The sequence below is a fragment of the Virgibacillus proomii genome (assembly GCF_018916875.1).
In the GTDB taxonomy this organism is placed as follows: Bacteria; Bacillota; Bacilli; order Bacillales; family Amphibacillaceae; genus Virgibacillus; species Virgibacillus proomii_B.
The window spans coordinates 547,779-573,471 of the sequence record NZ_JAHLNO010000019.1 but is presented as its reverse complement, the minus strand read 5'-3'; the positions used below and the strand labels follow the sequence as shown (position 1 = coordinate 573,471).

15 protein-coding genes are annotated in these 25,693 nt (G+C 35.6%); 3 read left to right on the top strand and 12 right to left on the bottom strand.

Annotated features, from left to right (window positions below):
• Window positions 1–319: 319 nt before the first annotated feature.
• The 4 genes from ltaS to motA form a co-directional block, all read right to left on the bottom strand.
• The gene (ltaS, locus tag KQI21_RS09955; RefSeq protein ID WP_216484026.1) at window positions 320–2,275 is read right to left on the bottom strand and encodes a lipoteichoic acid synthase; all 1,956 of its coding nucleotides are present in this window, start codon (window positions 2,273–2,275) and stop codon (window positions 320–322) included.
• Between the two features lie 1,229 nt (window positions 2,276–3,504).
• On the bottom strand, window positions 3,505–5,199 hold the full coding sequence (locus tag KQI21_RS09950) for a methyl-accepting chemotaxis protein (RefSeq protein ID WP_216484025.1): 1,695 nt from the start codon (window positions 5,197–5,199) through the stop codon (window positions 3,505–3,507).
• Between the two features lie 12 nt (window positions 5,200–5,211).
• Window positions 5,212–5,994: a flagellar motor protein MotB gene (motB, locus tag KQI21_RS09945; protein WP_216484024.1), complete on the bottom strand. Its 783-nt coding sequence runs from the start codon at window positions 5,992–5,994 to the stop codon at window positions 5,212–5,214.
• Window positions 5,987–6,772 carry a flagellar motor stator protein MotA gene (gene motA, locus KQI21_RS09940; protein WP_216484023.1) on the bottom strand — a complete coding sequence of 262 codons (786 nt, stop codon included), beginning with the start codon at window positions 6,770–6,772 and terminating at the stop codon, window positions 5,987–5,989. The genes motB and motA overlap by 8 nt, the downstream gene beginning before the upstream one ends.
• 497 nt (window positions 6,773–7,269) lie before the next feature.
• On the opposite strand from motA, the gene KQI21_RS09935 reads away from it, so the two are divergent.
• Window positions 7,270–8,136: a methyl-accepting chemotaxis protein gene (locus KQI21_RS09935; protein ID WP_216484022.1), complete on the top strand. Its 867-nt coding sequence runs from the start codon at window positions 7,270–7,272 to the stop codon at window positions 8,134–8,136.
• A 55-nt stretch (window positions 8,137–8,191) separates the two neighbouring features.
• Window positions 8,192–9,649 (top strand): aldehyde dehydrogenase family protein, encoded by a 1,458-nt coding sequence (locus tag KQI21_RS09930; RefSeq protein ID WP_216484021.1) that lies wholly within the window; start codon window positions 8,192–8,194, stop codon window positions 9,647–9,649.
• Between the two features lie 325 nt (window positions 9,650–9,974).
• On the opposite strand, the gene KQI21_RS09925 is transcribed toward KQI21_RS09930, so the two are convergent.
• The 6 genes from KQI21_RS09925 to KQI21_RS09900 all read right to left on the bottom strand — a co-directional run bounded on the left by KQI21_RS09925 (window position 9,975) and on the right by KQI21_RS09900 (window position 19,195).
• Window positions 9,975–10,358 (bottom strand): hypothetical protein, encoded by a 384-nt coding sequence (locus KQI21_RS09925; protein WP_216484020.1) that lies wholly within the window; start codon window positions 10,356–10,358, stop codon window positions 9,975–9,977.
• A 172-nt stretch (window positions 10,359–10,530) separates the two neighbouring features.
• On the bottom strand, window positions 10,531–11,817 hold the full coding sequence (locus tag KQI21_RS09920; protein WP_216484019.1) for a TIGR02679 family protein: 1,287 nt from the start codon (window positions 11,815–11,817) through the stop codon (window positions 10,531–10,533).
• Window positions 11,818–11,889: 72 nt separating this feature from the next.
• On the bottom strand, window positions 11,890–16,029 hold the full coding sequence (locus KQI21_RS09915) for a TIGR02680 family protein (protein WP_216484018.1): 4,140 nt from the start codon (window positions 16,027–16,029) through the stop codon (window positions 11,890–11,892).
• On the bottom strand, window positions 16,016–17,191 hold the full coding sequence (locus KQI21_RS09910) for a TIGR02678 family protein (RefSeq protein WP_216484017.1): 1,176 nt from the start codon (window positions 17,189–17,191) through the stop codon (window positions 16,016–16,018). The genes KQI21_RS09915 and KQI21_RS09910 overlap by 14 nt, the downstream gene beginning before the upstream one ends.
• The gene (locus KQI21_RS09905; RefSeq protein WP_216484016.1) at window positions 17,181–18,677 is read right to left on the bottom strand and encodes a TIGR02677 family protein; all 1,497 of its coding nucleotides are present in this window, start codon (window positions 18,675–18,677) and stop codon (window positions 17,181–17,183) included. Before KQI21_RS09905 ends, KQI21_RS09910 begins: the two co-directional genes overlap by 11 nt.
• A 305-nt stretch (window positions 18,678–18,982) precedes the next feature.
• Window positions 18,983–19,195 (bottom strand): hypothetical protein, encoded by a 213-nt coding sequence (locus KQI21_RS09900; protein ID WP_216484015.1) that lies wholly within the window; start codon window positions 19,193–19,195, stop codon window positions 18,983–18,985.
• A 936-nt stretch (window positions 19,196–20,131) separates the two neighbouring features.
• Here KQI21_RS09900 and KQI21_RS09895 point away from each other — a divergent pair.
• A complete protein-coding gene (locus KQI21_RS09895) occupies window positions 20,132–21,187 on the top strand; it encodes a dipeptidase (protein WP_216484014.1) in 1,056 nt (351 codons plus the stop codon).
• A 358-nt stretch (window positions 21,188–21,545) separates the two neighbouring features.
• Here the strand turns inward: KQI21_RS09895 and KQI21_RS09890 are convergent, their stop codons facing one another.
• Both KQI21_RS09890 and KQI21_RS09885 read right to left on the bottom strand, forming a co-directional pair.
• Window positions 21,546–23,507 (bottom strand): hydantoinase B/oxoprolinase family protein, encoded by a 1,962-nt coding sequence (locus tag KQI21_RS09890; RefSeq protein ID WP_253291381.1) that lies wholly within the window; start codon window positions 23,505–23,507, stop codon window positions 21,546–21,548.
• The gene (locus KQI21_RS09885; protein ID WP_216484012.1) at window positions 23,464–25,551 is read right to left on the bottom strand and encodes a hydantoinase/oxoprolinase family protein; all 2,088 of its coding nucleotides are present in this window, start codon (window positions 25,549–25,551) and stop codon (window positions 23,464–23,466) included. Before KQI21_RS09885 ends, KQI21_RS09890 begins: the two co-directional genes overlap by 44 nt.
• Between the last annotated feature and the right edge of the window lie 142 nt (window positions 25,552–25,693).

The window sequence follows — 25,693 nt, the reverse complement described above, 5'->3', positions numbered from 1 at the left end:
CATAAAGTCCGCCAAATCATAAGCAGATTTTTCAAATCAGATAATTTCAGCTCCTTACATTCGGGATAAAGAAAACATGCCTCTAAAATAGGGGTATGCCGACGCTGGGTGGTAAGCCCACTTTTAGTCTGCCTTCCTTTAGATTCGAGCCGATATTGACTTATCAGGATGAAGAGCGAAGTTTGCTAGCAACACGAGCGCTTAAGCTAAATGAAATGAAGCTACTCTCAAACAAGCTATTCACCATACAGAAACCGATATAATTTCCCATGCAAGAAAAAAACGCCGGCAAATATCGCGGACGTTTTTTTCTTGCTACTTATTCAACTTTTGAATCATCGTCTTTTTTACCTGCAGGTCCACCATAGAAATAGTCATCAGGATCTATAGGCTTCCAATCTTTATTTGGTGTATAGAAACGCAATAAATCGCCGTATAAAAGTTCATCGGATAGCTTTAATTCTTTCATAACCGTATCGTGCATCTTTTCCATTTCATCAGTAGGTTTTTTAATTACTTCTTTTGTTTCATTATCATAGTAATTTCCATCCACAAAGCTATACTCTGGAGTCATAAAGTTTCCATTTCGGAAAGGAACATACTCTTTATGTTCTTTAGAGAACATATCTGTTCCAAATTGAATATAATCTTGGGCATCAACACCTAAAATATGCAATAGCGTTGGCATAACATCAACTTGCCCAGCGTATGTGTGATTGGTTCCTTCACTTTTAACACCTGGAATTCGAATCATAAATGGTACTCGCTGTAATTCTGCATTTTTCAATGGCGTAATTTCTTCACCAATAATTTCTTTCATTGCTCGGTTATGATTATTAGAAATACCGTAATGATCACCATAAATCATAATAATGGAGTCATCATAAAGACCTTTTTCCTTTAAGTCATTAAAGAACTGCTCTAGCGATTCATCCAAATAACGAGCTGTTTGAAAATAACGATCTACAGATCCATCACCTGTCTCCGCAGGCTTGATGGTTGCATCTTCTTCATCGATCAAATATGGATGATGATGTGTTAGTGTCATCATATGTGCATAAAATGGCTGCTCCATATCTTCTAAATAAGGTATAGATTGTTCAAAGAATGGTTTGTCCTTTAAGCCATAGTTAATAACATTTTCTTCACTCATATCATAAAATTCTTCGTGATAAAACTCATTTATACCTAAATGCTTATATACCTCATCACGGTTCCAAAATGACTTACCATCACCATGGAACACAGCACTTGTGTAATTTTGCTTTTGATCAAGAATAGCCGGAAGTGCTTGATACGTATTATTTCCCTTCGTTACGAACGCGGCTCCTTGTGGCAGTCCATACAAGGAAGTATCCAGCATTAACTCGGCATCTGCAGTTTTTCCTTGTTCTGTTTGTTGAAAAAAGTTATCAAAATAAGTAAAGCCTTTTTTCTGATCATTGACAAGTGAATTCAAAAACGGTGTTACTTCCTCTCCATGTAACTCATAATTAATTAAGAAAGATTGGAAAGACTCCAAATGAATCTTAATGATATTCTTTTCTTTTCCTTTACCAAAATACTTCTGGTTTGGTTCAGCATATTTCGCTTTCGTATAGTTTTCTATTTTCGTAATATCATTACTATCAGCAAGAACACGTCTTGTTGATGTCTTTGCACTTTGAATAGCATCATAAATTGTAAAGTTAAATGCCCCTAAATATTTTACTAGATAGTTCCTGTCAAAGGTACGTTCTAATAATTGTGGCCGATCTGCTTCAGCTAGTCCTAGATTAATAGTAAAAGCCAACACGCCAGCTGAAATAACGAGGAACGGCTTCCGTAATTGCATTCGTTCTACCGACCATTTTTTACGTACTAAAATAAATAAAATGGTCAAGAAAATAATATCTACCGTATAAAGCAAATCACTCATTTGCGCTAAATCAGCAATACTACCCCCGATACTGCCAAAGTTATCCGTTTGCAACAATGTAGGGATCGTAATAAAGTCACTATTGAAACGGTAGAATACGACATTAGCATATAAAATAAAGCTTAGAACCGCATCGATGATAATAATCCAGATTCCTGCCTTTCTACCTTTAGCAAATAAAGCTAATCCTAGGAAAATTAACCCTGAGTTTAGTGGATTAAAAAATAATAAGAATTCCTGCATCACTCCACTTTCTCCTAGACTAAATTCAAATTTATATATTAAATATGTTTTTATCCAGAAAAGTACAAGTGCTACCGCGAAGAATCCTAGTTTTGTAGATAATAATTTCTTCACTTTGTTCACCTCTAATTTTTAAGTCACATTCGTTATTTTAAGTACATTTTAATTTACTATTAATTTTTCTTAATACGACTGTTAATTATAACCCATTCTATCCTCTCGGTCAAAGTATTTTCCAGAAAAATAGTTGACTAGTTTTATCAAAATTTGTCAGTACACACTTGTAGTAAGATATATCCTTTTTATTTAAAACATGTATGTACAGTTAGCCAGAACCATTCGAAGTTTTTAATTAAGCAATTTGTAATTTAATTTCCATAAAAGCCAAAATGTATTTCATGTTCTTACTTAAATATAAAGAAACAGGACTAGCTTAGCACAAATTCTCTTTTAAGTTGTACTTATCATTTATTCTCCATGTTTAAATGAATGTTTTGGGAAAATTTTTACATTCAAATAACAAAGCTAGAAACGTTTGGTTATCGACGTACAAACGGCAGAGCTTATGAAGGGATAAAGTGAAACTTCTTTTCGTGGAACGCTTTTTCTCATGCGATGTATCGCTGTCGAAGTTTTTTCTTGTCCTTGAATAGAAAAGCACTTTTCTGCGTGCGATGCTTATTCAAGAAGCTTTCCTTGTCCTTGAAAAAGAAGAACGCTTTTTCTGCGTGCGATGCTTATTCAAGAAGCTTTCCTTGTCCTGTCGATCCAAACGAATTGGAGATTAGAAGCCATTTCTCTCCTAAAGGTCACAAAATAATAAGCAGATTCTTCAAATGTAGAAATATGCCTCCTAATATTCGGGATAAAGGAAACATGCCTCTAAAACAGAGGTATGCCGACGCCTGAGCGACAATCCCACTTTTAGTCGGCTTTCCTTTAGATTCGAACCGATGTTAACTTATCGTAGGAAGGAGATCGAAGTTTGCTGGCAACACGAACGCTGAAGCTAGACGATAAAGATACTTTTTTAAAATTTTTTTAATTTCCTAAGCCATTAGCAAAACTTAGCTTGTCTCCAAGTCTTTAGCGAAAGCTGTAGTTTTTCTTATACTATAAACCATAAAATCTTATACTTTCCTATAGTGCAAAAAAATCATGGTGACACAATGTCCACCATGATTTTTGGAAAATCTTATTTTCAACTTAACATTTAGCTATAAGAACTTATGCTAAACTATATATTTACACCTTACACTCATTGTATTAATCTTATACCTTTTCACCTAAAACATGCATCTATTTTTAAAAATTGTGCTATTCCAATTTACCCTTAATCGTCACTACAAGGAAAATCGTTTAATTAATGTCGTTAACTCATCTGCTAAGCCTGAGAGTTGCTCTGCATTTGCAGTAACCTGCTCCATGGAACTACTGGTTTGCTGTGTGGCGGCAGAAGTCTGTTCAATTCCAGCAGCTGATTCTTCGGAAATTGCAGCTATTTCTCCAACAGAACCATTCATTTCTTTACTATTTTCTGTAACTCGATCAACATGACTCTTAACAGTAGAAATGTTATCCGCCATAGCATTTACTGCATCATATATTGTTTTAAATGTATCTTTTGTCTTTGTCATTTGCTCTGATCCTGCAGATACTTCTCCGTAACCTTCCTGAAGTGCAACAGTAACTTGATCCGATTCCTTTTGAATCGTATTGACTACATTAGTGATCTCACTTAATGACTCTGAAACCTGTTCTGCTAGCTTTCGTACTTCATCTGCGACAACAGCAAACCCTTTTCCATGTTCCCCAGCTCTTGCCGCTTCAATAGCTGCGTTTAACGCAAGCAGATTTGTCTGTTCAGCAATTTCGCCAATCACGGTTACTAATTTTGATATTTCTTGCGTTTTGACATCAAGACTCTGTACACCTTGAACAGAATCTTTAACAATTTGGTCAATTTTTTTCATTTGTTCATTTGTCGATTCCATAATATCATATCCGGACTGAGTTTGTTGTAACACATCATTAGAAAATGTTTTTATGCTATCACTGCTATGGTCTACTTCTTGAATCGTATTATTCAAATCATTCATCATACCAGATAAACTTCCTGCATGATTTGCCTGGTTCTCTGCACCTGAAGCTAGTTCTTCCATTGTAGCAGCAACCTGCTCTGTACCTTGTTGCACTTCATTGGCAGCTTGGGTTAATACATGACTTTGATTATCGACGGTTCCAGCTACATCCTTAATTCGATTTAATAGTTCTTTTAATTGTTCATTCATTATGTTTGTAGATGTCATTAATTGGGCAATCTCATCTTTTCCTTTTACTTGTAATGGTTCGCCGCTTAAATCGCCATTAGCAATTTGATTCATCCGTTCCTTCACTTGGTGCAATGGCTTTGCAATCGAAATTGCTGTCATATATGCTACAACAATGCCCAACACAACTACAACCGCCATCATAATTGCAGCAATAGTTAAAATCGTATTACCTATATCGATTACAGACTTCCCTTTCTCGGTAATACTATCTTCTCTTAATTGAGCCAATTCTTTGAAGCCATCAATTAGTTCGATACCAATTGGCTGCATTTCTTTTTCCATAATCCTTCTCGCTTCAGCTTCATTACCTTTCTCATATTCCTTAAAAAATTTATTTGTCAGATGTCCCCACTCTACCTTTTTCTCCATTAAATCTTTTACCTTTTGCGACTGGTTATGTTTAAGAATAAATTCTTCCAGCTCAGTCGTTTCCTCAACGGTATCTTGAAATGCCTGTTTATATTTTTCATCATCATACAATAAATATCCTCTAAGAAAGCCTGTTCGTTCTGCAGTATTTATCGCCATCTTTTCCTGGGCTACTAATAATTGCATATCCTTATTGATGATTCCCTCGGTATCTTTATTGCTGTTATAAATTCCGATAATATTGGTAATGCCTAATAACAGAACTAAGACAATAATGACAGAAAATGTAAAAAACAATTTCATTTTAATACTTCTACCAGCAAATAATTTGTGCATGGTAAGTTCCCCCTAGTTTCCTTGTTTATTCGTTACTTTATTTTTTTGGGTTTGAATTTTGTAATTAGGCAGAATAAGCACTTCGACCCGTCGGTTTTTTTCTCGATTTGCTTCATTCGTATTTGGAACAGCAGGACGATGCTCACCATATCCCTTTGCACTAAAATTCGTAGGATCTAGCTCGTCATTATTAAGTAACAGATGCATAAAATTGACTGCACGAGTTACACTAAGCTCCCAATTAGAGGAAAACCCTGAATAATTAATTGGCTGATCATCCGTATGACCACTTATAACTACTTCACGAGGCGGATCAGTAGATAAAAAGTCCGATACTTTCTGAGCAATCCTTTTTCCTTCCTTCGTTACCCTAGCGCTTCCAGAATCAAATGAAATATTATTGAGAATCGTGATTAAGAGTCCTTCATCCAGTAATTTTGTCTCTAGCGTATTATCTAAGCCGGCTTCCATAATGTATGCATCGATTTGTTTTTGTATGGCTTCAAGCTCTTCTAATTCCTGCTCACCTTTCGTCCGTTCCTTTTTTTGATCATTTTCCTCATCATTAGCCATTTTAGGCGAGTCCTGTGAAGGAGAACTGTTTTCCAAGATCCCTTCGCCACCGGAAAACTCACCTTGAAACACTTGCGCCAGTTCTTTATATTTTTGAGAATCTACTTCACTCATGGCAAATAAAACTATAAATAAAGCGAGTAGAAGTGTTAATAAATCTGAATATGGCAAGAGCCATGACTCATCCACATGATGTGTTTTTTTTTGTTTGTTTTTACGCATCTTCCTCCTCTCCTTTTAAAGCATTAAATTCTTTTGTTGATAAATATGATCCAAGTTTATCCTTTACTATCATTGCTGAGTTTCCGGCTGTAATAGATAACAATCCTTCCACCATGATTTCTTTCATTCGCACTTCTCTTCTTGATTTTTCTCGTAGCTTATTAGCAAATGGATGCCATAACACATACCCGGAAAAAATCCCCATTAGTGTAGCCATAAATGCAGCTGAAATCGCATGTCCAAGTACCTCCATATCTTGCATATCGCCTAGTGCAGCGATTAACCCGATAACTGCACCAAGAACACCTAATGTAGGTGCATAAGTTCCTGCTTGGGAAAAAACAGCGATTCCTTCCTGATGCCTTTCTTCCATTGCATCAATTTTTTCCAGCATCACTTCGCGGATAAATTCGGGAGATTGACCATCAACAACAAATTGCAACCCTGAACGTAAAAAAGGATCTCTTGTCTCCCGTAATTGCTTCTCCAGTGATAAGATGCCTTCTTTTCTTGTTTGATCTGCCAATTTCGTAAACATTAGCACTACTTCTTGATAATCCGTTTGTTGATCATCGGAAAAGACAATTTTAAGCAATGAAGGAACTTTTTTGATCGTACTGATCGGGAATGCAATACATACAGATGCAGCAGTACCAACAAAAATAATCAAAATCGCTGCAGGATTAATTAATGCGGCCAAGTGCACTCCTTTTAAAACCATTCCTACCCCTACCGCAATAATTCCTAAAATAATTCCAATAATTGAAGTCTTATCCAAGCTGTCTTCCTCCTATTCCACACTTGTTTGATCCATGTATTCAGTTCTCTCTATGTTATGTGCCCCTTTTTAAACAAGACAACGATCATATTCTTCCTTTTCTATGATTTAACTGAAGCCTAAATTGAATCGTTTTTTACCTTAGTAAGAATACAAATACCATTTCCGCATATTTTTTCTATCGGCAAATCATTAAAAGAAATAAAGCCTGAAATATAAAATAAACAATTTTTTATAAGTATAAAGTTCTATTTATCATCCGATTCATAGTAATAAAGTCTTACTAAAATAAAAATGTCAATAAGAACTCTGCTTAAAATATTAATATTTGATTGTTTTATACCGATACAAGTAGTAAGGGGATAAGCTAAAGGCTCTTGAACGAGTCGAACATGTGAGTGCCGTTGTCTCCCTTTAGACTTCTTCGTATTCATGCTTGAATATGGAGATCTTACGGATCTTAGATGCGAGATAAAAATAAGATAGGAGAGAGAATCATGAATCAGTCAGCAATTACAGAAGTTGAATTTCATCCCTTAATTCGATCATTTATTTCAGTCGGTCCATTTTTACAAAATCTCATTAATGAAGACATTACGATTGGTATTTATGATACCGAGAAACTGATCATAAACTTCCCGGCGAAAACATTTTCCTTAAATGTGAAACCAGGTGATCCTTTAGTAAAGGGAGATATTGTTACAAATGCAATTCAGCAAAATAAAAATCAAGCAGCCTTGGTGCCAGCGCAATTATTTGGTGTTAATATAATTGCTCGAGCGATTCCCTTACATGATGAAGCAGGCAATGTGATTGGTGGAGTAGGGGTGGGCTATAGCGTTGATAAAGCAAATCAATTAGCAGAAATAGCTGAAAATCTCTCAACTGTTTTTAATGAAGTAACAAATACCATTCAGGACATGGCGGAGTCTATGACAGATCTAGCTAATCATATGTCGTTAATATCTGAAAAAGCTACTGACGTTACAAAACAAGTAGGTACGATTGAAGAAGTATCAGACGTTGTTAAAGGAATTGCCGATCAAAGTAATTTATTAGGACTTAATGCAGCGATTGAATCAGCAAGAGCAGGTGAACACGGTAAAGGATTTTCTGTCGTTGCGGATGAAATTAGAAAAATGGCGAATCATTCTAAAGAACAAGTATCGGATATTCATACGATTACGAACAAAATTAAAGAAGTTATTTCTACTTTGGATACGTACATTCAAGAGGTTAATGTAGAATCAGACAGTCAATCTGCTGCTATTGAAGAACTTACTGCAACAGTACAAGAGATTAATAGTAATATTCATTTGCTTTCCCGGCTAGCTCATGAAAACTTAGAACTTAAGAATGAATAAAATATCAGCTTGTTAATACAAAACAGACATGGTTTATAATATAGGAGTGAGTAAAATGACATTTAAAAATTTACCGAGTCAGTATATTAATGGAGAGTGGCGTGAAGGAACCTCATCACTCTCGATGGAAAATAGAAACCCTTATTGTGGAGAGCTGCTTGCCACTTATAAAGCTGCAAGCAAGGAAGATTTGGATAAAGCTTACCACGCAGCAGCTACGGCTCAACTCAAATGGTCTCAAACAAACCCAGTAATTCAACGAGAAGTTTTTGAAAAAGCAGTACAGTATATCGAAGAAAATCATGCAGCTATTGTAGATATTATTATAGAAGAAATAGGTGGCACTAGATTAAAAGCTGAATTTGAAATCGGTTTAGTTATCAATCTTATCAAAGAAGCATCTACCTTCCCGTTTCGAATGGAAGGTAAGATATTGACCTCCCCTATCGATCATAAAGAAAACCGGGTATATCGTGTTCCAATTGGGGTTGTTGGTGTAATTAGTCCTTTCAACTTTCCATTCTTTCTATCGATGAAATCTGTTGCTACAGCTCTTGCTACAGGAAATGGTGTCGTCTTAAAGCCACATGAACACACATCTATTACAGGTGGAACGATGATTGCAAAAATCTTCGAGAGCGCTGGTTTACCAAAAGGATTACTTAATGTAATTACAACAGAAATTTCGGAAATTGGCGATTTATTTATCGAGCACCCGATTCCTAGAGCAATCTCGTTTACAGGTTCTACAAAAATTGGCAAGCATATTGGTGCAGTAGCCGGAAAAAACTTAAAGGAAGTTCACTTAGAATTAGGTGGTAACAGTGCGCTCATTGTTCTAGAAGATGCAGATTTAGAATTGGCAGTAAGTGCTGCTGTATTTAGCCGTTTTACACATCAAGGACAAATTTGTATGTCAGCTAATCGGTTAATTGTTCATGAAGCTATTTATGAAGAATTTGTTAAGAAATATATTGCGAAGGTTGCTACACTTACATGCGGCGACCCAAAAAACCCTAACACGATTATCGGACCATTAATTAATGAACAGCAAGTAAAAGCAACAAGAGCCTTAATTGAGAAGGGAATTCGAGAAGGAGCACACCCAATTATTAAAGGCAACATCACCGGTAACATAGTAGAACCAGTTGTGTTCACTGAAGTTACCCCAGATATGGAAATAGCACAAGAGGAAGTGTTTGCACCAGTCATTTCTATTTTAAAAGTTTCCAATGAAAAAGAAGTGATTGAATATGCAAATAACAGCTTATACGGACTTAGTGGTGCCATTCATACTAAGGATGTGGAACGTGGAGCTCAGCTTGCTAAACAATTAGATACGGGTATGATCCATATCAACGATACAACAATAAATGATGAACCACATGTTGCATTCGGAGGTGTCAAAAATTCCGGGATTGGCAGGTTAAACGGTGAATGGAGTTTGGATGCCTTTACTACTTTCAAATGGATAAGTATTCAACATCAAGCAAGACAATATCCGTATAGTTAACATGGATGAATATGATTATTAGATTAGATAGTCCACCAAAGCTTATTCTTTTATTGAAAGTTCGCGTTTTTATGGTCTCTTAAGATTTTAAAAGAAGTTTGCATGATTGATTTCTACTTTTAAAATTCATAAATAGAGCGATCACGAATAAGTGGTCGTTCTTTACTTCCTTATACTACTTTGCTTAATGGATATTACAATTTTTTCATAATCTTAATTTTAAAAATTGATTTAACAATACAATTGTTCAGTTAGTTTCACTACTACGTTCATAAAATCGATATTCTTTTTAATACGAAAAAAATAAGCCTGCATTTGCACGCTTCTAGCTTTTTAACATGGCAACCTCTGCCCTTGTCTCAATTATATCTCCACATAGAATCATAAACTTCTTATCTACTTTGCGTATATCTTCCTTTAATTCTCCTTTCATTTCTTGATTCGTTCTTTCTAAGGAATCTATTCTGCGCTCCATAAGACTAATCCGCTTTTCCAATCCATCTGAATTTACTTCTAGTTTTCCTACTCTTATTTCTAGCTTATCTACTTTTTCCTCTAGCTTCCCTATTCTCATTTCTAGCTTATCTACTTTTTCCTCTAATTTTCTTATCCTTGCTTCTAATTTATCGACTTTCAAGCTGAGTTCTTTAACATCACTGGACAATTCCATTATAGCCTGAAATATATCCTGTAATGTTACTTGGCTCATTCATCTCTCCTCCTTTACTTATAGCAGATTATGCTTAGTATACCACTTTTAAAATATTACTAACAAGTAAACATATTTCAATTTTTACTGAACTTGAACAACTAAAAAAATCTTTTTATCCCTATAAGAAAATAGCTAAATCCAGCTCTTATTTACTCAAAAATCTATGTTATTATTTTAATTTTAAGCGGATATCTTTAAGCATTTCTTTGACTAATGCTTCCTGATAACCTGCCTTCTTCACTTGTTTCATTGTTTGAACTAGTTGATTCAATGAAGGATGTTCAATTCGTTCGAGTTGCTTTAATCTTTCAGTAGGAATTGGTTTAACTGGATTACTTTTTTTATAAGCCGCTGTGTCCATCTGCCATAATTGCACGTGAATAGGGTAACGTTTTAAGAGACGCTCAGCCATCCCCAATCCTTCTGGGTCAAAATCGCTTCCATAGTAAATGGTACAATTGTCTATAGTAAGTAAGTCCAACACCATAAATGCAGCAAGCTTAAATTGTCCATGAGTGCAGATAATTGGAATATTCGGTTGAACATCCAACAATGATGAACATACACCTGAGTTTTCCACTACCCAAACATGATTACCTGTTGCCGGATAAATACGCTTAATAGAAAGTAATTCTCGTAATGGAATATTTTGAACTGTGTTCGTTTCCACTGCCGCCTTCCATACAGCGTGTAAAGAATCATTTGCTGTTTCAGCTAACAGATTAGCACAAGTAACAAAATTTAATAAATCATCACGGTAAATAAGAAATGACTTCAACAATTCATTAATTTCTTCCGTTGTTTGTGGAACCGTAATAGCTTGATTTTGTTTATAATACGTTAGCACATGAAGAAACATTTTTCCTAAGTCTGCATTTATATCGAAATCATGGGGGTCTCCCGTAATTCGTTGGCTAAACATCGGCAAACGTTCTGGTGACTCAGGCAAACGTTCTATAGCTTTAGCAAGTTTATTCACCATATTTTCAAAACGGAAAAAGTCCGCTTCAGCTAAGCGGACCATCCACCTTACTTCAGGTGGACATGCTTTTATATAACTTAACCAATTATGTAACGATGGATATTTACCTATCAATAGATTTAATCTAGTTTGAAATTTTTGTTGTTGCTCTTTTTTACGTTGTTTTTTAGAAATTAATACTTCAGCGAAATAATGATCTAATAGTTCCTTTAAATGAACCTCACTAAATTTAGTTTCTTTCAACTGCTCAGCAAAATGAGCAATTTGGATACCGCCCTTCTTCTGTAATCTTTCTTTCGATATCCCAAAGAAACTTGCAATTGTCTCTAATTCATCGTCATCAAAAAGGCGAACTGGAACTGTCCCACCAATTCTACCAAGGGACTCGTATTTCTTTCGGAATTGTTTAAATAACTTATCATATGCTTTTTCACTTTTAAAAAATGATGTTGCTTCTTCTAATTTACTTTCCATTTTCATACCTCCAAAAAGAGCGGATTCATGGGGAAAAAATCCCCCATGTATCAAATAACAGTTAAAGTTTACTTATACATGTAACGTCTTTTCTTCTTTATCTACAACTAATGAACGCTTATTCCCATCCCAATGGTAATGAATAACGGTAACATAATCTTTATTCTTAGGACGAATAAGTTCATAAATAGCTAGGTTAGAGATTGTTTCATAATCTCCCCATAGAACTTGAGAGTTCATCATATAATCAAATCCAAGTTCTTCAACGATGCGAAACATGACACTAATATTGTCCTCATCAACGCCGGCAAACGCTTCATCTAATGTGATAATATAAGGCGCAGTATCAGCAGCCTCTAAATACCTAGAATAACAAGCAGTGAACAATGGAATATACATTGCCATTGCCTTTTCTCCGCCACTAAATTGATAAAATGCATGATTAGACAACTCTCGCTTCGGCTCATTTGTCCGTTTATAAGATAAAACAAAAGAAAACCAGTTTCGATAATCCAACACATCTTTTAGTACTTGTAATAATGTGTTTCCCTCTCCTTTGACATCAACGAGCTCTTTTGCCCGCTGAATCTTTGACCGAAAATGCTCAATTACATGTTCCATATCCTCTTCTTTTAACAAGCGGGAGTCGCGACGGAGCAATTCTACAAGTTCTTTTGTATCAAGCTCCTCCTCTGTTTCCGCAGTGCGCGGTTTCCATTTAATTGAAAATGATAATCCTGATGAAGAGTCACTTGCAGCCATTAGCTTAGCCATTTTTTCTGTCCATTGCTGTGCTCTGCCTATACGACTTCTTAATTTTTTCCCAACGGAGTCAAATAAAATTTCTTCGTATAATTTTCGGTCTTGATCATCTAAAAGATGTTGTTGTTGCAGGCGTTCATTCGTAATTTTTTCTCGTACGACATATGGATCAACCCGTTTTCCTTGGTAATCAAGCTGTATTAGTCGCCGTTCTGCTTTTTCCTTCCAGTAACGGATTTTTAATTGCTGATCATCTTCCCATTCTTCATCCATCCATGGATAATCTTCAGCTTGTGTTCGCACATCTGTCATGCGATATTCCATTAAGTTCGAATGCTGTTCATAATATACACTTGTTAATTGCCCTTCAATCGCAGTTAGACTCTTTTCATTTACTAGATGACTATACTTCTGAATAATCCATTGTGTACGATCTTCATTTGTCTCCAATGCTTCTGGAAAATGAATAAACTGATAGTGAACTTCTTGAACAAAACTAGCCAACCACGCTTCAATCATCTTTTCAAAAAATCTCTGTTGTTGCTTTTCTTTGTTTATTTGTTGCAATAATGTATCTCGCTTTGCTTGTTTTTGCGGTAAAGTAGATTTATTCTCGAAAAATTCTTGTTCTGCTTTTTGCAATGAGACTTGAACCTCTTGGATTTGCTTACGGATATCATCAGCTCCGTGCAACTTTAGCTGCTGTGCAATTTGCTTTATATTACCTACCGTCTTCGCCTTTTTATCATCTAGTTCATTTAGCTCCCCGTTTAACTCATCGACTTCGATAATTAATTGCTCTAATCGTTGTCGTGAGTGGGCTATATTCTCCTGTTTTAATAAAAAGGTAGTATGAGCAGTAATCAAAGAGCGTAATGTCATTTCATAATCGCGCATCTCTGTTGTTGCTTCCTTATACGCTTCAAAAGAAAGTGTAATATTTAGGTCTCTTGTCTCTTTATCAAGCAGTTGTTTTTGTTTTTGATATGCTTGATTCGTCTCTTGCATGTCTGAATCGATTCGTTCTAGTTCTTTTTGAATTTGCTTACGCTCAAAACGTTTTTCTTTTATCTTTGTATAACTAACTTGAAGATCTTTATCGTTGGGAAATTGTTTTATTGCCTCTTGGGCAGCAATTACATTTGCTTCAAGCTCTCCAATTTTTGTTTGTATACCTTCTAACTGTTGCTGTAAATTGACAATTTCTTCTTTTACTTTCTTTATTTGTTCCTCTCGGTAACGTTTTCTTGCCGTTTTTCCAATAAAACGAACGGCATCTACTCTGGATGTATGACCTTCGATGAACCCGATGCGATATTTCCCATTTTCATTAAAACTAAAGCTTGCTGCGTCTAATTCTTCTACCACTAGAATACTACGTAGTACATCATCGACTAATTGCTCAGATAAATGTTGTTCCTTATCAATATCTGGCTTTAAATAATCGGCTAGCGTATGTGCCATCATTTGAGGCTGTGGTTTAATAATTCGGTCGTTCTGAATTGGAGTTCCTTCCTTAGCGATTAAACTGTTCAAAATGCCGGCGTCTAATAATACTGCTTCCATTTGTCTGCGGGTTTTTTCTGGAACATGATCCTGAAATTCTACCACTTCATAAAAAGGAGCAAACTCATGTTTACCATCTTTTAACTGCTTACGAGCAATGTTTGTTGCTTCTTTCTGATTAGGTGGTTCAGGATCGCGTCTTGATTGCAACTTTAGAAGTTCCGCTTTTTTTTCACTCAGATCATCTTTTAATAAGGTCAACTTTCCTTTTAAAGTCGCTATCAACTGATTTTTTTCCATTTGATATGCATTACTTTTAGTTACAAATAAATGGCGAATTTCCTCAAATGTATTGTCTTCATAAAGATGCTCCATTTCTCTGGCAGTTGTTTGCAACGTTACTTCGTCAATTGGTATAAAATCATAATCATGCACCCATTGATAAATCTCGGATACTTTTTCCTGCTTATCCTGTTCAAAAATACTTGACCAGTCTTTTTCTTCTTGGCGAATTGTATCTAATTGCAATGACGTATCTGCAAGTTTTTTTTGATAATTGATTATTTCCTTTTTCAGTTGTTCATAAATTCTAAATTCCTCACTGATTGTCACCAGTAACTTATAATGATTTTCTGCTTCTTGGCGCCAAACAGTAAAGTTAAATTTATTATGCTGGTTTCTCCTGAAATCCTGTTCATTTAAATCATGACGGTCAAATGACACTTCATCAGCAATAACTTGTAAGTCCGTTAAGCCCTCTGTCAGTTCCGTTTCAATACTTTCAATTTCAGCTTCTAGTGCAGATATTTTATCTATTGTTTGTAGTTCTAATTGTTTTTTATGAGTAGCTTGGTCACTTTTTCTGCTTATATCTTTCTCTATCTCTTGCAACGTTTGTTGCTCATCGGAACGATCTTTTTCCAGATTCCATACCTTATGATGACGTAATCGCTCTTGCTTTTTTTCTAAAATTTCCTTTGTTTGCGCTAAAATTCGATTTCGCCCATGTAAATCTTCAATATCTGTCTCCAGCTGGTTTACTTCATTCGTTTTTTCTGCTAAATTTTTGTTATTCTTGATATATTGCTTATTTGCTTCAATATATTCACTTGCTTTTTCAGCTATAACGTACTTATTATAATCATCGTACCGTTTAATTAATTTATCTAAAGCAAATTGTTCACGTTCTAACTGCTCTATTTGCTGCTTCGTTTGATCCATATGCTCAATGGTATCTGATAAGTGACGCAAATCCTCATCTGTTAACGGAGGAAGTGCCGCTTCTAAAATTTCATAAATAACGGTTGGTTTAAAATCCTTTGATAATTTAGGACTACGTAATTGAATTAACAGCTTAATCAAATCCTCAAACGCCTCGATTTCCTCAAAGCCAAAAATATATTTATTAACAAGCTGCATATATTCCGTCTGTGTACGGACAACAAATCCGCCATCGCCAATTCGATTTTCTAATTGAATTCGGGAAAGCGGAAGTTTTTGCGTTTTACCTGCGTGACGTTCATTATCATATAAAGTGAGTTCATAATTAATCCTTCGATTATCATTAATTAAAAAATACCATGTATTCATTGACTTATGACGACGAGCCTGCATTCCTATTCCAGTAGTTATATATTGATTCGTATCTTCACGTTTATACTCAATAAATAAATAGCCTGTACGTTCATCACGATTAGCAATATCTTTCTCCCCAAGTAAGTAATCCTCCATTTTTCGTGCCTTTGAACCAAATGGATCCAGTCTATCAGGAGACTTTTTACCATCAAGCAAAACCGGTAAAATACTTTGCATGGTTACTGATTTTCCTGAACCATTACTTCCTCTTAATAATAACTTTCCATCTGCAAATTCAAAAATTTCATCATCATAATACCAGAAGTTTAGTAAGCCTGTGCGATTTAGTTTCCACTTATTTTTTTTCATGATACGCGAGCTCCTCTTCCATATATGACTTCGGATATTGTCCAGCAACACGACCTAACAACGGCCTGATAATATAGTCCTTTGTGAAATGATCTTGTTCAAGCATTTCCCAGCTTTTTAACGTTTCCGTTAGTTCTTTTTGCGTTTGTTTTAAGCTACCATCCCGATATTGCTTACTCCAACCTTTTCCATAAAACTCATGTAAATCAGTTAAAATCTGTTCAAACGCCACTGCACTAACACGAATATTACCAAAAGCATCTGGTGAGAACTTTTCTTGATGTTGACGAATATACATTGCAAAGTGTAAAGCAATATCGATAATCGCTTTTTGATCCGGAAAGAGTGTCAACTCCTGTTTCTTTTCATCAGCTACAAGTAGCGCAGCATTTTTAAAAATTTCAAACCTAAATAAAGTATGTTCTTCTAAATCATCCCGTAATCGATTTCGATAATTGCGTATATAAGCAAAGTCCGGATCATTCTCACTCTCCCGCTGGACAGCAGGTGAAAGGAGTAATTTACGATAAACACGTTTTCTTCGTCCGTCAACTGTTTCGTGACGGCTCCATTCACCTTGTAAAATTTCTTCTTTGGAGTTATATTCTGATATATCTTTTGGATATGAACGCATAAAATATCTAGCATATATGGTTACTTCATATAGTACCTCATGCTCTTCGTTTAACGCAAAATGTTCCACTTCTCCTTCAACGACCGACAGAATTGATAATTTTTCCAATTGTTTAATGACACGTACAAGTGATTTACGATGATGATAATTAGTCCAATCTAACGGTAGATCCCCTGGATAAAGATCTTTTATTTCTTCACAAATTTCGGTTAATAGAAATTGTTCATCTACGGTTCGACTCTCTGTAAAAGCTAAAGCACTGCAAAAAACCGCATAGTCACGAGGTTCTTGAAATGCTTGAATACCCATCCAACTTTTCGTTTGTACCGGAATTTTTTCCATCTTAATAAAATGTTGATGCACAATTAAATCAAAACCAAATTTATCCATAACATAGCGTTTTATTACTTTTTCTCGTTCCCTAATTAATTGATAAGCTTCTGGTTGTTTAGAACGTAATATCCAAAAGTTTTCAAACAAAATTCGCATCGCAGCTTGTGCTTTTTCATCAAAATGACTATGTTCCATATTTGTTCCCCTTATTTAAAAATTCAAAAGTAACAGCAGGCATTTCCATCGATCCATCCACTGCATGCAGCTGAACTCGCTTCGTTCGTGAAATATGAACTTTAACCAACCTTCCATGTTCCGTCTTGATTGTATAGTCCTCTTTAGCCATTGCTTTTCCAATCCAACCAAGCAGCATTTTCCTTACATAAGTTTCAATGATCGGAAGCTTTTCAACCTTTATTTCATTCCCAACCATATATTTTTCTAATGTTTTTTGTTCAACGAGCTTCTCCTGTAAATATTTCTGTCGAGCCACTTCTTTTTCCTGTTCTTTCGAAATAATTGCACCTGCTTTTGTTTTTTCACGATAATTACGGATTCGTGGCTTTGTTTCATGCTTCATTGGCTGTTCTTCCCACGTATCTGTATAAATATCCTCTGTTGGGATATGGTCACTATACAGATGACGCGTATGAAAAACTCCGAATGCCACAGCAGATAATTCATGGGCTTCATGAATATCTTCTATAGAAGCAAACCACTTGGCTAAATGTAAGTAATCTTTTTTTCGACTCCGAAAATAATGATGTCTTTCCCCTAATCGTTGTACTATTCTGGTGATTCTTCTTATTTGTTCATTGGTACGCGTCTGTAAACTTTCCAATTCACTTTCACGATAAACATCTCCTAAAAACCACGTCATTAACGTCTGCCATCTTGCTTCTAATTCTTCCATTAAGACTGTCTCATCTGTAATATCTTCAAATCGAGGCACATGTTGCTGATGGACAATCACCTGTTGCATAAAAAGGCGTAGTTCATCTATATTTAATGATCGTAGTAATAGCTGGATTTTTTGGGCGGTGTGCTGAAGACCAATAATAAAATCACGTAGATAAGCAGTAAATTTATCTTTATATATGAGAAAAGCTTCGGTGTACATACGCTCTTCCGCCTCCTCACTATTAATGTGAGCAATATAATCAGAGGTGTTTTTTGTAATAGAACGAAAATAGGTAAAAATATCATTCCACAGTTGGGAACATTCATCTGCTTTAGACAAAACGGGCTGCTGTAAAACTGTTTCTAATTGGACTAGATTTTGGTATAGACGTTCAAACTCCTTTTTCTCCAATGATCCGCCAAACGCTTCTCCACTCTTCTCCATTTCCAAAAGCATTCGTTCAAACTCTACGGTATAAGGAGTACATTGATAACGAAACCGCTTCTTTTTAAATTCCTCAATGGAATACGCTCTTCCCATTTCTTGTCGTGCTAATAAGTTATTCCATTTTACTAGCTGATCCAGATCCTGGTGCAGCTGTTCTTCGGTGTAATCAGCAAAATCCGGCAGCTTATTTAAATAAGCATAGATCTCTTCAGGGAAAAGAAATTCACGCATTCGCTCATGCTGTATATAAAAGTAACGAAGAATAGTTCGGTAACTCCACGCTTTCTCAGCAGTTAAATAGCTTGCTTCTACTACTTTTTTAAATGATTGCATTTGCACAAATATCACCTTACAAATATCGACTTTAATGTCATTGTAATATGTTTTGGTCAATATCCACAAGCCTTATACCAATTTCAATTCATTATTAAATACAATTTGTATAAAACGTTGTAAAAAATTGACATTTTGTCAGGCGTCCTAATCGCTTTCACGTATGTTTAAAACCTAAAACGTTTTACGACATTCAACCAACTTATCCGGTTTGTTGACATAACCAAAACTCTTATCAGGACTTTTAAGCAAAAAAAATAAGCCTGCATTTGCACGCTGTTAAAAATGTTCTTTATTGATATTGATTATGTCCTTTGTCCATTTGCAACTGAAACCTGTCTGTTTATATAATGTAAATCCCTCTCCAGCCCATCTATGTTTACTTTCATAAATTGGATACGTTGCTCCAATTCGTCATAATCGTCATCTACTTTACGACTGCTTACCCGTATGTCTTCCAATTCATTCATCATACCGGTAATCATGTGTAACAGATCCTCCATCTTTTCTTTGGTCAATCTGTTTTCCCCCTTTACAACTGTTCATCTCCAAAGAACACTTACTCCTTTATATAAACGAGCTTTTACCCAAGAAGGTTTTCTTCCTCCCCTACAAATATAAACTGACCACTTATTTTCCCACACTTTTGCATAATAGATATGAACAATACATAATAAATGGAAGATTATTAGAAAAGCAATGCACCCGTTTGAAAATAATCAGCTTTTCAAAATATCGGTCTAACAGAACATCGATTAATTTCACACCATACTTAAAATTGATATGTATGACTACAATAAAAAAAAAAAAATGAAATTCCAAATGAGCTACAGTTAGCTTAGCAAAATAAAACAAAGGTCAACAAGTGCATTTCGAAGGATTTTACCAATCAAGTGTAGGTATAAATAAGCATAGGAAAACTAAGTAACAAGCCCAGCTTTTTTAATGTATTTGTCGGTATTTTATCGATATCCTTTCCTGCCAAAGCTTAAAAACTATATATGTTATATATAAGTTATTCGCTTGCTCCTGACAATACCCGCTCTCATTCTTTTTCAAAGTTTGCCGAACTCATCTCCAATCTCGAACAGTACAAAAATCCATATTTTTTACAATTTTTATTGTTTTTATCCATAAAGATGGTATAACTATTATCAAGTAGATTGTTGATTTTTAGTAAAACGTTTTATAAAAGGCTGTATGTTGGCTTCTAACGGAATTTTTCAAGCTAAATTTTAGTAAGCACTTAGATAGGAGTAAAGGAAAAACAACTATTTATTTACATATGACATCTAAATTTATATTTAAAACAGAAAATTTACTACTTTTTATGATAAGCTGTTTTTAGTAACTAAATCCTTTGTTTTTAGCTCAACTATCTCAATTTGTATTACGTTTTATTTGAAACAGGAACTACCTAACAACCGCCTTTTGGCAGTAAAGGAGAATAAAAAGTGGAGACTATTCCTATATTCGATGGTCATAATGATACTTTATTAGAACTACATACTTCTGCAATTCATGAATTAGAATTTTTTAATGAAACCGAGTTGGGACATATTGACTTTCCTCGTGCAAAAAAAGGAAATTTTGGGGGAGGATTTTTTGCCGCTTTTACACCAAATAAAAATTACCATATGGAATCTGCACAATATCTTACCGAAAGCGGCTATGATATCCCTCTTCCTCCCCCAATCGATCAACCAACTGCATTAAACTATACAAATGCATTAGCAGCTATACTGTTTAAACTTGAATCCGAGTCAAATGGTGGATTTAAAGTTATAAAAAATATCGATCAATTAATCTATTGCTTAAATAATCAAATTCTTGCAGCTATTTTTCATATAGAAGGTGCTGAAGCAATTGATACTAATTTTGATGCACTTCATGTTCTCTATCAAGCCGGCTTACGTTCATTAGGGATTGTTTGGAGTCGTCCTAATCAATATGGGGAAGGGGTTCCTTATCGTTATCCATCGTCACCCAATATCGGAAATGGATTAACCGATGATGGGAAAAATTTAGTTAAACAGTGTAATCGATTAGGAATTATGATTGATACAGCCCATTTAAATGAGAAAGGTTTCTGGGATGTTGTAAAAATTAGTGAAGCTCCGATTGTCGCAACACATTCTAATGTGCACACCATTTGCCCAATTTCCCGTAATCTGACCGACAATCAATTAGCAGCGATCAAAGCAAGTAATGGAGTAGTAGGAATCAATTTTGCTGTCAATATGTTGCGAGCAGATGGAAAATTTGAAACGAATATATCATTAGATACAATTATCCAACATATTGTTTATATCGCTGAAAATTTTGGAGTTGACTATGTTGCCTTAGGTTCCGATTTTGACGGTACAATAGTTCCAGACAGTATAAAGGATGTTACCGGACTGCCAAAGCTTATGAATCAATTAAAAACTTACGGTTTTACCGATGAGGAATTAACAAAGATTGCCTACAAAAATTGGATGAGAGTGTTGGTCGATACGTGGAAGGAATAATTATTAGTATCTAGTAAAAAAATGCTATTGTTGCTGTTCTCACAGTATGAAAAAGTAACAACTATTGCCAGTTAATATTATATAATTACTTAGTGTAGTGAACTTTATGTAGATGAAATAATTAGAAAAGCCTAGGTGGTTGATCTGAAAATTTATATTACAGTTTTTATTAAAAAAGCAGCTTAAAAATGATGCATCGAATTTCTTCGTAAAGCTTGTTTCTCCCTTCAGTTATCCCATATCATGTGTAAGATGATATGGGATTATTTGTAATCATGAAGGAATGAGTCATTTTTTGTAGTTTTAGGATTACCTATAGTTTACTTATCTTGATTTTCATCATTCCAAAATACTATATTTATTCCCAATATGCTGCTGAACGGTTGTTAAGCATATTACGAAACTGTTGAGTTGATTTTTCCAATACCGTATCTGTTGAAAAGTCAATAATTACCCCATATCGACGGATTAAGTCCAACTTATCAATCTCGCCGTTTTTATATTTTTTAACTACAATTTGTGGATTTTCTGTTAGCCAATTTTTCCTATTGCATCTTATATAGGTTCGCATCTGAGTCGTCTCTTCATGCAAAATTTCATATTGATCAATGTCAGGATCAATTGCCTTGATAACCACGCCATAATCTTTTATAGCACGTTGGACAGAAACATATCCGTCTATTACATCTTCCAATACATGTTGCGGATTGCGTTTTAGTGGATCGCCAAGACCACCCCCTCCAGCAGAAGGCCTGGTAAAACTGTCTCCTTCTTTCAATGCGACATTTGAAAAGAAAGCTCCTAAGAATTCTTCTGTTTCCGTTTCAGGATTTAACCAATTTCCATGTGGGTTTGAAGGCAACCCGCCAAAGAGTCCCCACGTAACAGACCTTGAACGATCACAGCATACAGACATAACTGCATCTTGAATAGCAGTTAACGTTCCACCTTTCTTAGCTCCACATCCTCCACGGTATTCACCTGGTCCTCCGGAATCAATCATAATTTCATGATAGGAAGTGACAACAGGAGTTAATCGTTCTTGACCTTCACAAGGTTGGACACTTAACCCTGCTCCAAATACCGGAGACATTGCATTAGCGCCATCTTTACTGATACGCCCGCCATGTCCACCGGCCATCCAGTCATACCACATAAAAAATCGATTATAGCCCTCCCTAGCATCCCATCCTCCAATTAATAAATACTCTAAATTAAATGAACATGCCAGTGCTTTTTCAGGCATAATATGTGACCACAACTCAAAACATGCATTTATAATTTTTTCATATGGTCCTGAACAAAAACCAGATACAGCTACCGGCCATCGTGCATTTACAACCGATCCTTCTGGTAAGTTTGCCTCAATAACACGATAGAACCCAGAATTTAGCGGTATATCAGGAAAAAACGTTTTTGTTCCAGCATACAATCCTGACAGCGACGAACCATATGAAGCGTTTAGGAAACAACCTATAGCTGGGTGAGTCCCTTCTAAATTATAAAATATGTTGTCTTCCTTTATAGATAATTTAACTTTAATTGGAATCATACCGTCTCCCAAATCCGGGTCCATATCTATATAATCAACCGTTTCCCAAGTTCCGTTAGGTAGTTCCTTTAATTTTTCCCGAGTTAATCGTTCTACATAATTCTGTACTTCAGAAAATGCCACTAGTACTGTATCAATCGTATATTTATCCACTAATCTAAGAAGCTCTGTTTCCGCTACTTTTGTTGCTTCTACCTGTGAACGTAAATCTCCGAGACGTTCCTCTGGAACACGCATATTGGACACAATAAGATTAGCAACATCTTTCAAATATCTACCTTTACTCCAGATGCGAACTGGCGGTATCCGGACTCCTTCTCCATAATGATCTTTTGAGCTGACATCAAATGAACCAGGCATACTTCCACCGACATCAGCCCAGTGACCATTTGACTGGATAAATGCAATTAATGTTTGCTGATAAAATACTGGTCTTATCACTCTTACATCACTAAAATGGGTACCACCACGATAAGGATCATTAATAAGAAACACATCACCAGGATGAATATCTTCTTGAAAGTCTTTAATAATTGCTTTTGCAGTTAGGTGTAAAGTTCCTACATGAACAGCAATATCCTGTGTACCTTGCATTACAATGTTACCATTAGCATCACATAATGCTGAACTAAAATCCCGATTATATATAACAAATGAATAACAGGTTCGTAGTATTTGCTCCGACATTTGATCAACTAAGTTAATAAAACTATTTTTTAGTACTTCAAATGTTACTGGATCTAATGAATTGTTTTGCATTGCTTCCATCATCAGCACCCCCTATATTTACATGAATAATTATATTTTTATATTCATCAACTGTAGCAGTAAACTCTGGAGGAATAATAACCGTTGAATCTAGCTGTTCTACAATTGCAGGTCCATGTATCAAACTATCCACTGGAAGACACGGCCGATTATAAATTGGTGTACGTACCAGACCGTCTTTTTCAGCAAAATAAACCTCTCGATATCCTTTTAATGCAGCTTGTAAACTTCCGGAAGGCTTCTCTCTAGCCAGTTCAGGTTTAGGTACTGTTCCAATGGCCTCAACCCGTAATCCATAAATTTCCACCTTTTGATCAGGATTGGAAAAGGCAAACGCCCGTTCATGTTCTTGATGAAACTTGTCTAAAGCACTGTTTAAAGAAACGATTGGGCGGTTAACAATGATAGCAAGCGATCTCCACTGTCCTGCATAACGCATTTCCAAATACCGAATTAATTGCATATTTTGTGGAGAAACCTTTTCTTTTTCCAATAGCTTTATTGCCTTTTCTTCTAATTTAGCAAATGCTTTATTTAAATCATCTTTATCTACGTCTTTTATATCCGCTACATAGGTTTGTGTTAAGTCATGACGATAATCAACAAGTAAACAGCCAAAAGCAGCTGCCACACCCGGATAAGCCGGTATAATAACATGAGGAATATGCAGCTCTTTTGCCAAATAAGCACTATGTAACCCTCCAGCTCCGCCAAACGCAACTAATACAAAATCTCTTGGGTCATAGCCTTTTCTAACAGAAATAAGACGAAGGGCGTCACTCATATTAGCATTTGCCACTTTTAATATTGCGTCTGCAGCTTCAAAATGAGTATAACCGAATGTTTCGCATATTGGTTGTAGCGATTGAAGCGCATGTTCCTTTTTTAATTGCATTTGACCATCTAAAAGTGAAGGGCTAAGTCTTCCTAAGATCAAATTTGCATCCGTGTTTGTAGGTTGCGTCCCTCCTTTATCATAACTAGCAGGTCCCGGATCTGAACCCGCACTTTCAGGTCCATTCCTAAGTGATCCACCTGCATCAATCCAAGCTAAGCTCCCCCCTCCAGCGCCAATCGTCAAAATCTCAATACTAGGAAAACCTATTGGATATCCATATTCGATATACCAATCCTTTGTCATTTTTAATTTTCCATCATACACTAAAGAAATATCCGTACTTGTTCCGCCCATATCTAGCCCAATTGCATTCTTAAACCCGCATAGATTCGCAATATATTTACTAGCTATCGCACCAGCTGCAATCCCTGAGCTTGCAAGTCTTCCTGCATATCGTTGTACATTTTCTGACGTCATAACACCTCCGCCGGAATGCATGACTAAAATTTCTCCTTTATAGCCCTTAGCTTCTAATTTATTTTCGAGCGTTTTAATATAGTTACTTATTTTTGGACCGAGAACTGCATTAATCATCGTGGTACTCATTCGCTCATGTTCAAAAATTTCAGGAAGAATATCACTTGAAATAGTGATAAAGACATCTGGTAAATATGCTTTCAATATATTTCTTGTTATTCGCTCATTTTCTCCATTGATATAAGCATTTAAGAAGCAAATAGCAATTGCTTCTACCCCTCTCCTTTTTAGCTTATGTGCCAATTCTTTTACTTCCTGCTCATTTACCCCAACAAGGATATGACCAGAGTAATCGGTTCTTTCTGTAACTTCAAAACGATCTCTTCTTTTGATATATGGTTCGGCAACATCTTTATATGCATCCCATAAATCTAATTTTGTACCCCTGCGGATTTCTATTGCATCACGAAACCCCTTCGTTGTAATTAGTGCCGTATTAGGAAGTTTTCGTTCAATTAAAGCATTGGTACCTGCAGTAGTGCCGTGTGAGAAAACCATGATCTCTTCACATGGTATGTTAGCCTTTTCCAACCCTTCTATTACACCAATTTCAGGGTTTGCAGGAGTGGAAGACGTTTTCTCCACATAGATCTTCTTACTTATTTCATCAAATACAAATACGTCTGTAAACGTACCGCCGACATCAACAGCTACCCTTAATTTAGACATTGCTTATCCCCCAATACTTAATAATTTGAAAAGTTTCTTAGCTCTATCTTGTTTTCTAACTGTTCTCCTTCTTTAAATAATAAAACCAGTTATATAGACAGCAATATCTCCCGTCAATATAACTGGTTTTAATCTAAGCTTT

Bases quoted from the DNA above. Each gene is read 5' to 3' on its own strand.
- KQI21_RS09950 (WP_216484025.1), bottom strand. From the start codon at position 5,199: ATGCACAAATTATTTGCTGGTAGAAGTATTAAAATGAAATTGTTTTTT.
- motB (WP_216484024.1), bottom strand. From the start codon at position 5,994: ATGCGTAAAAACAAACAAAAAAAAACACATCATGTGGATGAGTCATGG.
- KQI21_RS09935 (WP_216484022.1), top strand. From the start codon at position 7,270: ATGAATCAGTCAGCAATTACAGAAGTTGAATTTCATCCCTTAATTCGA.
- KQI21_RS09930 (WP_216484021.1), top strand. From the start codon at position 8,192: ATGACATTTAAAAATTTACCGAGTCAGTATATTAATGGAGAGTGGCGT.
- KQI21_RS09925 (WP_216484020.1), bottom strand. From the start codon at position 10,358: ATGAGCCAAGTAACATTACAGGATATATTTCAGGCTATAATGGAATTG.
- KQI21_RS09920 (WP_216484019.1), bottom strand. From the start codon at position 11,817: ATGGAAAGTAAATTAGAAGAAGCAACATCATTTTTTAAAAGTGAAAAA.
- KQI21_RS09915 (WP_216484018.1), bottom strand. From the start codon at position 16,029: ATGAAAAAAAATAAGTGGAAACTAAATCGCACAGGCTTACTAAACTTC.
- KQI21_RS09910 (WP_216484017.1), bottom strand. From the start codon at position 17,191: ATGGAACATAGTCATTTTGATGAAAAAGCACAAGCTGCGATGCGAATT.
- KQI21_RS09905 (WP_216484016.1), bottom strand. From the start codon at position 18,677: ATGCAATCATTTAAAAAAGTAGTAGAAGCAAGCTATTTAACTGCTGAG.
- KQI21_RS09890 (WP_253291381.1), bottom strand. From the start codon at position 23,507: ATGGAAGCAATGCAAAACAATTCATTAGATCCAGTAACATTTGAAGTA.
- KQI21_RS09885 (WP_216484012.1), bottom strand. From the start codon at position 25,551: ATGTCTAAATTAAGGGTAGCTGTTGATGTCGGCGGTACGTTTACAGAC.